A 12,111-nucleotide genomic window follows, 5' to 3' on the forward strand; every position below is an offset into this window, starting at 1 on the left:
TGTCCGGATAGAAGTAGTTCTTCCGGGCGAAGCGGCACCACTCGGCGATCTCGCAGTTCAGCGCGAGACCGATCTTGATCGCGGACTCGACGCCGGTCGCGTTGACGACCGGGAGCGCGCCGGGCAGGCCGAGGCAGGTCGGGCAGGTCTGCGAGTTGGGCTCGGCGCCCAGCTCGGTCGAACAGCCGCAGAACATCTTCGTCTTGGTGCCGAGTTCGACATGGACCTCGAGGCCCATGACGGGGTCGTAGGACGCCAGCGCGTCCTCGTACGACACCAGGTCGGTCGTGGTGGTCACGGTGAAACTTCCCTCTCAGCCCAGCAGGACGTCGTCGTCGCCCAGCCGCTTCAGCTCGCGGTAGAGGATGGCGAGGCCGGTGACGATCGCGACGGCGGACACGGTGGCGTCGATGAGCCGGAGCGTGTCGTGCTCGGCGCGGGCCTTCTTGATCTGCTTGGCGACACCGACCGCGCCGAACGCGGTGGTGGCCATGGACAGGTACGTACCGGACTTCGACTTCTTGAAGCCCTTGGCCTTCGACAGTGCGTTGCTCACAGCGACGGTGCCTCCTCCAGGAGCGGGTGCCCCCACTTTTCCACGAAGGCGGCCTCGACGGCGGCGCCGACTTTGTAAAGGCGGTCGTCCTTGAGCGCAGGGGCGATGATCTGCAGGCCCACCGGGAGGTTGTCCTCCGGGGCGAGACCGCAGGGCAGCGACATCGCCGAGTTGCCCGCGAGGTTCGTCGGAATGGTGCACAGGTCGGCCAGGTACATCGCCATCGGGTCGTCGGCGCGCTCGCCGATCGCGAAGGCGGTGGTCGGCGTCGTGGGCGACACGATGACGTCCACCTGCTCGAAGGCCTTCTCGAAGTCCCGCGTGATGAGCGTGCGGACCTTCTGGGCGGAGCCGTAGTACGCGTCGTAGTAGCCGCTGGACAGCGCGTAGGTGCCGAGCATGATGCGGCGCTTGACCTCGGGGCCGAAGCCCGCCTCACGGGTGAGCGAGGTGACCTCTTCGGCGGAGTGGTCGCCGTCGTCGCCGGTCCGCAGGCCGTAGCGCAGGCCGTCGAAGCGGGCGAGGTTGCTCGAACACTCGCTGGGCGCGATCAGGTAGTACGCCGACAGCGCGAGGTCGAACGACGGGCAGTCCAGCTCGACGATCTCGGCGCCCAGCTCCTTGAGGAGAGCGACGGACTCGTCGAAGCGCTGGATGACGCCGGCCTGGTAGCCCTCGCCGCGGAACTGCTTGACGACGCCGACGCGCATACCGGCCACGCTGCCGTTGCGGGCGGCCTCGACGACCGGCGGCACCGGGGCGTCGATGGAGGTGGAGTCGAGCGGGTCGTGCCCGGCGATCACCTCGTGCAGCAGCGCCGCGTCCAGGACCGTACGGGCGCAGGGGCCGCCCTGGTCCAGGGAGCTGGAGAAGGCGACCATGCCGTACCGCGACACCGCGCCGTACGTCGGCTTCACGCCGACCGTGCCGGTGACGGCGGCCGGCTGGCGGATGGAGCCGCCGGTGTCGGTGCCGATGGCGAGTGGCGCCTGGAAGGAGGCGAGGGCGGCGGACGAGCCGCCGCCGGAGCCGCCGGGGATCTTGGTGAGGTCCCAGGGGTTGCCGGTCGGCCCGTAGGCGCTGTTCTCGGTGCTGGACCCCATGGCGAACTCGTCCATGTTGGTCTTGCCGAGGATGACCACGTCGGCGGCCTTCAGCCGCTTGGTGAGCGTGGCGTCGTACGGCGGGATCCAGCCTTCGAGGATCTTCGAGCCGACCGTGGTCGGCACGCCCTCGGTGGTGAAGATGTCCTTGAGCGCGAGCGGGACGCCGGCCAGCGGGCCGAGCCGCTCGCCCCGGGCCTTCTTCTCGTCGACGGCACGGGCCTGCGCCAGGGCGCCCTCGCGGTCGACGTGCAGGAAGGCGTGCACCTTCTCGTCGACGGCCTCGATCCGGGCCAGGTGCGCCTCGGTGACCTCTACGGCCGTGAGCTCGCCGGCGGCGATCTTCGCGGCGATCTCGGCGGCGCCGAGCTTGATGATGTCCGTCATGTCTGTCTAGTCCTCCCCCAGGATCTGCGGCACCTTGAAACGCTGCTGCTCCTGGGCCGGGGCGCCGGAGAGCGCCTGCACGGGGGTGAGCGAGGGACGGACCTCGTCCGCCCGCATGACGTTCGTCAGGGGCAGGGGGTGCGAGGTCGGCGGTACGTCTTGGTCGGCGACCTCACTGACGCGGGCGACCGCGCCGATGATGTCGTCCAGCTGGCCGGCGAAGTGTTCGAGTTCTTCGGGCTTCAGCTCCAGACGCGCCAGCCGGGCGAGGTGGGCGACCTCCTCGCGCGTGATGCCAGGCATGCAGCGTTCCTCTGGGGTGAGTGTGTGTGGTTTGGGGCCAATCCTATGGGGCGGGGCCCGGTGGCTGTTAAACGGTTTGGCCGGGCCCCGTATCCATCGGGTTTCAGTGGCGTTTCTCCCAGGCCGTACTGCGCAGGAAGTGGTTGTCGTAGCGCTCCTGGACCTCCAGGAGGCTCTCCGGGGTGGCCTCGCCGAGGCGCAGTCGCTGGAGGTGGCGGAAGTACTCGAAGCGCTCCACGCCCGGCGTGATGACGATCAGGATGTCCGCGGTGCTGCCCGGGACGGCGGCGAAGGCATGCGGCTTGCCGGGCGGGACGACGACCAGGTCGCCGCGTTCGGCGGTGACGACGTCGTCCCCGGAGAGCACTTCCGCGGCTCCGTCGAGCAGGTAGAACAGCTCGGCGGAGTTGCGGTGCAGGTGCGGCACGGCACCGTCGGCGCCCTCCCCCAGCGTGACGCGCACGGTGGAGAGCGCGCCACCGGTCGCGCTGCTGTCGGCGAGCAGTCTGACGCCGACCGGGTCACCGCCGACCACCTCGGCGCCGGCCTCCCGCACGATCACGGACTCATCGAATCTCGGTACGAACAACGACATTGCAGAACCCCCGGTCGAAGACGGTGTGCCGCGCGGTCAGACGAGGAACAGCAGGGCGGCACTGATCAGTACGACGATCGCCGTGGCGAAGTGGATCCCGTAGGCGACGGCCTTCGCCCCGCCGTTCCGCAGCACTATCAGGGTGTCGGACAACGGCACGAGTGCCACGCCGACCATGAACCAGGCCTCGGCGTGCGCACCGGCGAAGGCCAGCAGCGCGAGCCCCACGACGCCGAACGCGCCGTCCCTGGCGCCCTTGATGGACAGATAGGCGCCGGCGTCGCCCCCGGGGTCGGCGGGCACGCCGTATCCGGCGGCGGCCGGTCCCGGCTGGAACAGGAACCGGTAGGCGAGGAACAGGCAGAACAGGTCGAGCAGGACGGCCAGGGTGTAGGCGGTGACGGTCATGGGATGCCCCCTTTTTCTAGCAGTGCTAGGACTGATAGCGAGGCTAGCAGAGCATCGACAGATTGGCTAGCACTGCTAGAATCCGGAGCATGTCGATTCAGAACCGCCGGGAACGCGAACGGGCAGAGCGCGAGCAGCTGATCGTCACGGCCGCCCGCGAACTCGCCGAGACGGAGGGCTGGGACGCGGTGACGACCCGTCGCCTGGCCGCCGAGATCGAGTACAGCCAGCCGGTCCTCTACAGCCACTTCAAGGGCAAGGACGCGATCATGGCGGCGGTGGCCGTCCAGGGCTGCGCGGACCTGGCGGTGGAGCTACGCGCGGCACGCGCGTCGGCGACGGGCACCCGGGAGGCACTGGCGGCGGTGGCGGCCACGTACACCTCGTTCGCCGGCCGCCGCCCGGCCCTCTACGACGCGATGTTCACTCACCTGGTGGACCTCCCGTTCGCGACCCCCGAGGCCCCGGAGGCCCTCCAGGCGGCGTTCGCCGAGATCCTCGGGGCGGTCGAGCCGATCACCGCCGACGGCGAGCACGCCGGCATCCTGACCGAGACCTTCTGGGCGGCCCTGCACGGCCTGGTCACCCTGATGCGCAGCGGCCGCCTCCCGGAGGAGGCCCACGAGACGAGACTGGCCCTGCTGGTCGCCCGCTTCGCCACTCCGTAAGGGCAGCGACCCTTAAGTGGCGCTGGGGGTACCCCCGGCCGAAGGCTGGGGGAGGAACTGCGCTGCGCGAGCAACCGCGACGGCGCCGCACCCGCCGACACCACCGCACCCCCACGGCAGACGCTCACCTCTTCGGTAACGGTGAACGGGCGGGCGGGAAACTACTCGGCCGCCGGCAACGCCGCCCGCGGCCGCTGCCACCCCCGCGACCCCCGCGCCAGCAGCCACGCCGTGGTCTCCTCCGGCGGCATCGCGGCCGCGACCAGCCACCCCTGCACGGCGTCACACCCGAGGTCCCGCAGCCGCTCCCACGTCTCGTCGTCCTCCACGCCCTCCGCGACCACCAGCAGCCCCAGCGAATGCGCGAGGTCGACCGTGCAGCGCACGATCTCCGCGTCCTCGTTGTCGATCGCCAGCCGGGCCACGAAGGACCGGTCGATCTTCAGCTCGCTCACCGGCAGCCGCCGCAGGTGGACGAGCGACGAGTACCCGGTGCCGAAGTCGTCCAGCGACATCTTCACGCCGTGCCCGCTCAGCCCCGCGAGGGTGTCGGCGGCCCGCTGCGGGTCCTCCAGCAGTACGTGCTCGGTTATCTCCAGCTGCAGCGCCCCCGCCGGAACGCCGTGCCGGGCCAGCCGCGCCGCCACCAGGCCCGCGAACCCCGGCGTGTGGACGTCGCGCGGCGAGACGTTGACCGCCACCGGCACCCGCAGCCCCTGCGCCCGCCACTCGGCGACCTGCCCGAGCGCGGTCTCCAGCACGTACTCCGTCAGATGGGGCATCAGCCCGGACGACTCGGCGATCGCTATGAACTCGTCCGGCGGCACCTTGCCCCGCTCCGGGTGCACCCACCGCACCAGCGCCTCGAGCCCCGCCACCTGCCCGTCGAAGCGGACCTTCGGCTGGTAGTGCAGCTGCACCTCGTGGGCGTCCAGGGCGCGCCGCAGATCGCCCAGCAGGCCCAGCCGGTCGGGGGTGTTGGAGTCCCGCTTGGACTCGTACACCTCGACGCCCGTACGGTCCCGCTTCGCCTGGTACATCGCCACGTCCGCCCGGCGCAGCAGCCCCTCCGCGTCGAGCGCGTGGTCGGGGAAGACGGCGACACCCGCGCTGGCCTCCAGGACGAGGGTGAGGCCGTCGAGGTCGAGCGGCGAGGAGAGCGCCGTGACCAGGCCCCGGGCCACCCGGGTGGCCGAGGTCGTGGAGTCGGCGACCGGGAGTAAGACCGCGAACTCGTCACCGCCGAGCCGGGCCGCCTCCGCACCGCGCGGCAGCGCGGCCCGCAGCCGGTCGGCTATCTGGAGGAGCAGCCGGTCACCGGCGAGATGACCCAGCGTGTCATTGACCGAACGGAACCGGTCGAGGTCGATCAGCATGAGCGCGGAGCGGGCGCCGATGCGTTCGGCGTCGTCGAGCGCGGTCCAGATCCGCTCGAGGAGCCACTGCCGGTTGGGCAGTCCGGTCAGCGGGTCGCGCAGCTGCTCCTCGGCACGGGCCCGGGCTATCCACAGGGTGGAGTCGAGGGCGACCAGCGGGATGGCGAACAGCGGCAGCAGCAGCGGCTGGGCGACGGCGACCACGCAGATCAGCGGGGCGATGCCGAGCAGGGCGACGGCGACCAGGCCCTGGCGCACCAGGGCGGTGCGGGCGACGGTGGGCAGGCCGCCGCCGCGCGGTGCGTGCAGGTACCAGAGCAGGGCGCGGGTGACGGCGAGGTAGGCGGCCGCGACGAGCACGACCGCGGGGGCGGTGGCGACGGTCCAGCCGGCCGGGTTCCAGGGCGACTCGACGGTCGGGACACGTCCGCACACCAGGAGCACCAGCGCGCCGGCGCCGATGCCGAGGATGTCCACCGCGCCGTGCAGGACACCCTGCCGCCAGCGGTGGCGCCTGGCTATGCCGACCAGGACGACGACGGTGAGGCTGACCATGCCGGCCGGCACCCAGCCGTACAGCAGGAGGACGGCGAGGGTGAGAGCGGCGCCGGAGCCGGTGCCGCCCCACCAGCGGGCGCGGCCGAGCAGGACGAGGTGGCCGACGATGATGCCGGTCAGCACGGCCAGCGACCAGCCGACCGTGCCGGACGGGAAGAGGGCGTGGTCGTCGGAGAACGCCCGGTAGAAACCGGCGCCGAGGACGAACGCGGCGGCCGCGACGACTCCGGCGGGCAGCGCGGGCCAGGACAGGTGGCGTTCGTGTTCGGTGCCGGCCAGGCCGGGCGGCGGTTCGACGGCGGCCAGTGGCAGCGGGTCGCGCGCGTCCGCCGCGGCGCTCACCGCCGGCCTGCCCGGCGCACCCGGCAGGCCGGGGGGCCGGTCGCCCCGCACCGCCCACCGGCTCTCCCGCCACGCGCACGCCCGGCGGCGCAGCGGCAGCCGCGCGCCCGTGGCGGCGCTCTCGGTCGGTTCCATTCCCGTCCCTCTCACAGCCGGCGGTGCCCACGCCATGCGGTCCGTGCCCTGCCGGAGCACGGGAATGCCCCGACCGCAGCTGGGCACGGCAGGCGCACGTCTCAACAGTAGGCCGCGGAAGGCTTCCACGGGCAGCGGTCGTAGACGGTTGCCCGATTGCGCCCCGGCCACCCGTATGCATCTGATATGCGCCGAACGGGTGGCCTTCAACCGCTACTCCCCGGTCGGAAGCGCCACTTCGGCCGCCGCGTCCGGCCCCTGCTCCAAAAGGACGACAAATCCGTCCTCGTTCAGAACAGGAACCTTCAACTGCATCGCCTTGTCGTACTTCGATCCGGGGTTGTCGCCCACGACCACGAACGCGGTCTTCTTCGACACCGAGCCGGTCACCTTGGCCCCGCGGGTCTGCAGTGCGTCCTTGGCGCCGTCCCGGGTGTAGTGCTCCAGGGTGCCGGTCACGACGACGGTGAGGCCCTCCAGCGGACGCGGTCCCTCGTCCTCACCGGTGGACTCGTCCTCCAGCGGGACTCCAGCGGCCTTCCACTTTCGGATGATCTCGCGGTGCCACTCCTCGGCGAACCACTCCTTGAGCGCGGTCGCGATGATGCCGCCGACGCCGTCGATGTTCGACAGCTCCTCCTCGGTGGCCTCCTCGATGCGGTCGATGGAGCGGAACTCGCGGGCCAGCGCCTGGGCGGCGACCGGTCCGACGTGCCGGATGGACAGGCCGTTGAGGAAGCGGGCGAGCGGGCGGGTCTTCGCCTCCTCGATGTGCTGGAGCAGGGCGAGGGTGTTCTTCTTGGCCTCGCCCTTCTGGTTGGCGAAGACCGTGACGACCTTCTCCTCGCCCGTCTTGGGGTCGCGCTTGGGCAGCCCGCTGTCGGGGTCGAGGACGTACGCCTTGATGGGCAGCAGCTTCTCGACGGTGAGGTCGAACAGGTCGCCCTCGTCGACCAGCGGCGGGTCGGCGGGCTCCAGCGGCCGGGTGAGCGCGGCCGCCGCCACCGCCCCGAAGTTCTCGATGTCCAGGCACTCCCGGCCCGCCAGGTAGGAGACCCGCTCGCGCAACTGGGCCGGGCAGGTGCGGGCGTTGGGGCACCGCAGATCGATGTCGCCCTCCTTCATGGCCCGCAGCGGCGTCCCGCACTCGGGGCACTCGGCCGGCATCACGAACTCCCGCTCGCTGCCGTCCCGCAGGTCGACGACCGGGCCGAGGATCTCCGGGATGACGTCACCGGCCTTGCGCAGCACCACGGTGTCGCCGATCAGCACGCCCTTGGCCTTGACGACCTCCTGGTTGTGCAGGGTGGCGAACTCCACCTCGCTGCCGGCCACGGTGACCGGCTCGACCTGGGCGTACGGCGTGACGCGCCCGGTGCGGCCGACGCCCACCTTGATGTCGATCAGCTTGGTGTTGACCTCCTCCGGCGCGTACTTGTACGCGATCGCCCACCGCGGGGCACGGGCCGTCGAGCCGAGGCGTCCCTGGAGCCGGATCTCGTCCAGCTTCACGACGACACCGTCGATCTCGTGCGCCACGGAGTGCCGGTTCTCGCCGTAGTAGGCGATGAACTCCCGTACGCCGTCGAGGTCGTCGACCACCCTGTTGTGCGGGGAGGTCGGCAGTCCCCAGGTCTTCAGCAGGTCGTAGGCCTCGGAGAGCCGGTTCAGGCCCTCGAAGCCCGTCAGGGCGCCGATGCCGTGCACGACCATGTGCAGCGGGCGGGAGGCGGTGACCCGCGGGTCCTTCTGGCGCAGCGAACCGGCCGCCGCGTTGCGCGGGTTGGCGAACGGCTTGTCGCCGGCCGCGACCAGGCGTTCGTTGAGCTCGGCGAACTTCTCCATCGGGAAGTAGACCTCGCCGCGGATCTCGACCAGGTCGGGGACCCGCTCGCCGTCCAGCCGGTCCGGGATCTCCGCGATCGTACGGACGTTGGGCGTGATGTCCTCGCCGGTACGGCCGTCGCCGCGGGTCGCCGCGCGGGTGAGGCGGCCGTGCTCGTAGGTGAGGTTGACGGCGAGGCCGTCGACCTTGAGCTCGCACAGGAAGTGGTACTCCTGCTCGCCCAGCTCCCGGTGGATCCGGTCGGCCCAGGCGGCCAGGTCGTCGTCGTTGAACGTGTTGTCCAGCGACAGCATCCGCTCGCGGTGCGCGACCGCCGTGAACTCCGTCTCGTACGCGCCGGCGACCTTCTGCGTCGGTGAGTCGGGTGTGCGCAGCTCGGGGTGCTCGTCCTCCAGCGCCTCCAGCGTCTTGAGGAGCTTGTCGAACTCCGCGTCGCTGATGACGGGAGCGTCCTTCACGTAGTACCGGAAGCGGTGCTCCTCGATCTGCTCGGCGAGCCGCGCGTGCTTCTCCCGTGCCTCGGCGGGCACTGCCGTCTGAGCCTGCTGCTTGTCGCCGGCCACCGTGTTCCTCCCGTTACTCTGGGTTGTCCGCGAGGGATCTCGCCGCCCGGACGCAGTGGGCGAGCGCCTGCCGGGCGTACGCGGGGGAAGCGCCCGCCAGCCCGCACGCCGGGGTGACCGTGACGGACTCCGCGAGAAGCCCCGGTCGCAGCCCCAGCCTGCGCCACAGCGTCCTGACACCCATGACGCTACCGGCAGGGTCTGACAATGCCGTGTCCGTGCCCGGGACGACACCGGCGAAGAGCCGGGTACCCGCTTCCACCGCCTCGCCGATCACGTCGTCGTCACGTTCGGTGAGGAGCGAGAAGTCGAAGGAGACGGCGGCCGCTCCGGCGCGGCGCAGCAGGGCGAAGGGGACGTCGGGGGCGCAGGAGTGGACGACGACCGGGCCGTCGGCGTGCACGCCGAGCACGTCGCGCAGGGTGGACTCGACGAGCTGGCGGTCGACCGCGCGGTGGGTGCGGTAGCCGGAGGCGGTCTTCACCTGGCCGCGCAGGACGGCGGTGAGGGACGGCTCGTCGAGCTGGAGCACCAGGCGGGCGCCGGGGATGCGGCGTTGCACCTCGGCCAGGTGCAGCCGCAGGCCCTCGGCGAGGGAGGCGGCCAGGTCACGGCAGGCACCGGGGTCGGAGAGGGCCGACTCGCCGTTGCGCAGCTCCAGGGCGGCGGCGAGGGTCCAGGGCCCGACCGCCTGCACCTTCAGCGGCCCCGTGTACTCCTGGGTGAACTCCTCCAGCGCGTCCAGGTCCTCGCCCAGCCAGGACCGGGCCCGCCGGGTGTCCCGGCCCGGCCGGTCGCCGAGGCGCCAGCCGCTGGGCTCCACGCGCGCGTACAGCTCGACGAGCAGGCCCGCGGTGCGGCCGATCATGTCGGCGCCGGGGCCGCGGGCGGGCAGTTCGGGCAGGAAGGGGAAGTCCTCGAAGCTGCCGGTCGCGGTCTTGGCGGCCTCGCGGGCGTCGGTGCCGGGGAGCGAGCCGACGCCTGTGGCGGGGCCGAAGTCGGAGATTGCGTTCACGTGAGGAGCCTATGCGGGGTGGGCGGTGCGGTGGGTTCCCGTGTGGCTGCGGATCTTGGTGCGCAGCGCCTGGGCCTCCGGCAGGCCCAGTTCGTCGAAGAGGTCCAGGGCCCGGCGCCAGGCGTCGAGCGCGGGGCCGGGCGTGCCCGCCGCCTCGTGGGTGTCGCCGAGATAGGTGAGGCCGATGGCCTCGCTGCGCAGGTCGCCCGTCTTGCGGAAGAGGGCGAGGGCCCGGTCGTAGCACTCGACGGCGGTGGCGTACCGGCCCAGGTGCCGGTGGATGTAGCCGAGGCTGTCCCAGGTGTGCGCCTGGCCGCTCAGGTCGCCCGTCGCCTGGACGAGCGGCAGGGCCTGCCGGCAGTACCCGAGTGCCTCGCGCAGCTCGCCGAGTTCGGCGAGGTACCAGCCGATGTCGTTGAGGGCGACCGCCTGGCCGCCGCGGTCGTGCGCGAGCCGGAAGTGTTCCAGTGAGCGGCGCGCGTACTGGAGGGCCTCGCGGGTCGCGCCGTGCGCCCAGGCCATCTTGGCCAGGTTCTGGCAGGTGCGCGCCTGGCCGGGGTGGTTGTCCAGGCGCCGGAACAGGCCGAGGGCACGGGTGAGGTGGTGCCGGGCGCCGAGCGCGTCCCGCAGCTGGAAGCGGGCCAGGCCCAGGCCGCGGTGGGCGGCGGCCTGCCCGGCCAGGTCGTCGTGGTGCTCGGCCGCGCGCAGGGCGACGGTGTGGACGTCGGTGAGGGCCTGCCAGTTGCCCTGGCGTTCGAGGAACGTGGTCAGGGTCGCGGCCAGCTGCCAGGTGTGCGCGTCCAGGCCCGGGGCCGGGCGCTCCACCGCCGACAGCAGCACGGCCTGTTCGGCGATCAGCCAGGCCAGCGCGTCGTCGCAGTCCGCCAACGGACGCGGCAGCGCGCCGGGTTCGGCCGGGGCGAGGGTCATCGGGTGGCGGCGGCGGGTCAGCAGGGCGTCGGCCGCGTACGCCGTGTGCAGGTAGTGGTCCCGGACGCGGCGGCTCGCGGCCCGTACCGCGCGCGCGTCGTCGTGCTCGGCGGCCAGTTCGACGGCGTGGGCCCGCAGCAGGTCGTGGCAGGTGTAGCGGCCGGGGGCGGCCTCGGTCAGCAGATGGGCCGCGGTCAGTTCGGCCACCGGCGCCCGCACCCGGCCCACGCCCGTGCCGGCCAGCGCGGCGAGGGAGGTCAGGTCGGCGTCGGGGCCGGGATGCAGGCCGAGGAACCGGAAGAGCCGGGCCGCCGCCGGATTGAGGGTGCGGTACGACCAGTCGAAGACCGTCCGTACCGCGGTGGCCGGGTCGCCGGTGTCGAGGGGGTCGAGGATCCGCTCGGCGGTGCGCAGTTCCTCGGCGGAGCCGGCCAGCGGCACGTCGGGGCGGGCGGCGGCGCGGGCGGCGACGACCGCGAGGGCGAGCGGCAGCCCGGCGCACCGTACGACGATCTCGTCGACCGCGGCGGCCTCGGCGGCCACCCGGGCTGCGCCCAGCCGGGCGGCGAGCAGTTCGCGGCTCTCGTCGGCGCCGAGCAGGCCGAGGGCGAGCAGCCGGGCGCCCTCCGCGGCGGCGAGCCCGGTCAGCGGGGCGCGGCTGGTCACCAGGGCGAGACAGCCCGGCGCACCGGGCAGCAGCGGCCGTACCTGGTCGGCGTCCCGGGCGTTGTCGAGGACCACCAGGACCCGGCGGCCGGACAGCAGGCTGCGGTACAGGCCGACCTGGGCGTCGGGCGACTCCGGCACCCGGGCGGCCGGCACTCCGAGCGCCTCCAGGAATCCGCGCAGGGCACGGTCCGGGGGAAGGGGCGCGCCGCTCGGGTCGTAGCCGCGCAGGTTCACGTACAACTGCCCGTCGGGGAAGGCCGGGCGCGCCTGCCGGGCCCAGTGCACGGCGAGTGCGGTCTTGCCGACGCCGCCCATCCCCGACAGGGCGGACACCCCGACCGCGGCGGGATGCCGCCCGAGGCCCGCCAGCAGGGCGTCCAGCCCGGCGAGTTCGTCGACCCGACCGGTGAAACCGGCGGGACCCAGCGGGAGTTGGGCGGGCGCGGGGTACGGGGTGCCGACACCGTCGGGGGCGGCCGGGGGCCCGGCGGACGCAGCCGGGGGCCCGGCGGGAGCGGACGGCAACCCGGCGGGCGCAGCCGCAGACCCGGCTGGCGCAGCCGCGGTCCCAGCGGGCGCAGCCGAAGACCCGAAGGGCGCAGCCGGCAATCCGGCGGGAGCGGCCAGAGACCCGGCGGGCGCAGCCGCAGACCCGGC

General features: G+C 72.7%; 10 protein-coding genes and 1 pseudogene. 1 reads left to right on the forward strand and 10 read right to left on the reverse strand.

Annotated features, from left to right (window positions below; genetic code table 11):
• The 6 genes and pseudogenes from JF597_RS06200 to JF597_RS06225 form a co-directional block, all read right to left on the reverse strand.
• Positions 1 to 298 (reverse strand): annotated as a pseudogene (locus JF597_RS06200) (Asp-tRNA(Asn)/Glu-tRNA(Gln) amidotransferase GatCAB subunit B); the annotation flags it as partial.
• A 15-nt stretch (positions 299 to 313) separates the two neighbouring features.
• Positions 314 to 556 carry a hypothetical protein gene (locus JF597_RS06205; RefSeq protein ID WP_123973960.1) on the reverse strand — a complete coding sequence of 81 codons (243 nt, stop codon included), beginning with the start codon at positions 554 to 556 and terminating at the stop codon, positions 314 to 316.
• On the reverse strand, positions 553 to 2,046 hold the full coding sequence (gene gatA, locus JF597_RS06210) for an Asp-tRNA(Asn)/Glu-tRNA(Gln) amidotransferase subunit GatA (protein WP_293990394.1): 1,494 nt from the start codon (positions 2,044 to 2,046) through the stop codon (positions 553 to 555). The genes JF597_RS06205 and gatA overlap by 4 nt, the downstream gene beginning before the upstream one ends.
• A gap of 6 nt (positions 2,047 to 2,052) precedes the next feature.
• Positions 2,053 to 2,349 carry an Asp-tRNA(Asn)/Glu-tRNA(Gln) amidotransferase subunit GatC gene (gatC, locus tag JF597_RS06215; RefSeq protein WP_293990396.1) on the reverse strand — a complete coding sequence of 99 codons (297 nt, stop codon included), beginning with the start codon at positions 2,347 to 2,349 and terminating at the stop codon, positions 2,053 to 2,055.
• 103 nt (positions 2,350 to 2,452) lie between these two features.
• Positions 2,453 to 2,944 (reverse strand): cupin domain-containing protein, encoded by a 492-nt coding sequence (locus tag JF597_RS06220; RefSeq protein WP_293990398.1) that lies wholly within the window; start codon positions 2,942 to 2,944, stop codon positions 2,453 to 2,455.
• Positions 2,945 to 2,980: 36 nt separating this feature from the next.
• A complete protein-coding gene (locus JF597_RS06225) occupies positions 2,981 to 3,352 on the reverse strand; it encodes a DUF4267 domain-containing protein (protein ID WP_293990400.1) in 372 nt (123 codons plus the stop codon).
• Between the two features lie 89 nt (positions 3,353 to 3,441).
• Between JF597_RS06225 and JF597_RS06230 the strand changes: the two genes are divergently transcribed.
• On the forward strand, positions 3,442 to 4,020 hold the full coding sequence (locus JF597_RS06230; protein WP_293990402.1) for a TetR/AcrR family transcriptional regulator: 579 nt from the start codon (positions 3,442 to 3,444) through the stop codon (positions 4,018 to 4,020).
• Between the two features lie 161 nt (positions 4,021 to 4,181).
• Here JF597_RS06230 and JF597_RS06235 read toward each other — a convergent pair whose 3' ends face one another.
• From JF597_RS06235 to JF597_RS06250, 4 genes are all read right to left on the reverse strand, one after another.
• Positions 4,182 to 6,431: a bifunctional diguanylate cyclase/phosphodiesterase gene (locus JF597_RS06235; RefSeq protein WP_293990404.1), complete on the reverse strand. Its 2,250-nt coding sequence runs from the start codon at positions 6,429 to 6,431 to the stop codon at positions 4,182 to 4,184.
• Positions 6,432 to 6,644: 213 nt separating this feature from the next.
• Positions 6,645 to 8,840 carry an NAD-dependent DNA ligase LigA gene (gene ligA / locus JF597_RS06240; protein WP_293990406.1) on the reverse strand — a complete coding sequence of 732 codons (2,196 nt, stop codon included), beginning with the start codon at positions 8,838 to 8,840 and terminating at the stop codon, positions 6,645 to 6,647.
• Positions 8,841 to 8,853: 13 nt separating this feature from the next.
• Positions 8,854 to 9,846 (reverse strand): methionine synthase, encoded by a 993-nt coding sequence (locus JF597_RS06245; protein WP_293990409.1) that lies wholly within the window; start codon positions 9,844 to 9,846, stop codon positions 8,854 to 8,856.
• 18 nt (positions 9,847 to 9,864) lie between these two features.
• Entirely contained in the window at positions 9,865 to 11,979 is a 2,115-nt protein-coding gene (locus tag JF597_RS06250; protein WP_293990408.1) for a tetratricopeptide repeat protein, read from the reverse strand.
• Between the last annotated feature and the right edge of the window lie 132 nt (positions 11,980 to 12,111).

The organism is Streptomyces sp., assembly GCF_019510245.1.
Lineage (GTDB): Bacteria > Actinomycetota > Actinomycetes > Streptomycetales > Streptomycetaceae > Streptomyces.

Bases quoted from the DNA above. Each gene is read 5' to 3' on its own strand.
- gatA (WP_293990394.1), bottom strand. From the start codon at position 2,046: ATGACGGACATCATCAAGCTCGGCGCCGCCGAGATCGCCGCGAAGATC.
- gatC (WP_293990396.1), bottom strand. From the start codon at position 2,349: ATGCCTGGCATCACGCGCGAGGAGGTCGCCCACCTCGCCCGGCTGGCG.
- JF597_RS06220 (WP_293990398.1), bottom strand. From the start codon at position 2,944: ATGTCGTTGTTCGTACCGAGATTCGATGAGTCCGTGATCGTGCGGGAG.
- JF597_RS06225 (WP_293990400.1), bottom strand. From the start codon at position 3,352: ATGACCGTCACCGCCTACACCCTGGCCGTCCTGCTCGACCTGTTCTGC.
- JF597_RS06230 (WP_293990402.1), top strand. From the start codon at position 3,442: ATGTCGATTCAGAACCGCCGGGAACGCGAACGGGCAGAGCGCGAGCAG.
- JF597_RS06235 (WP_293990404.1), bottom strand. From the start codon at position 6,431: ATGGAACCGACCGAGAGCGCCGCCACGGGCGCGCGGCTGCCGCTGCGC.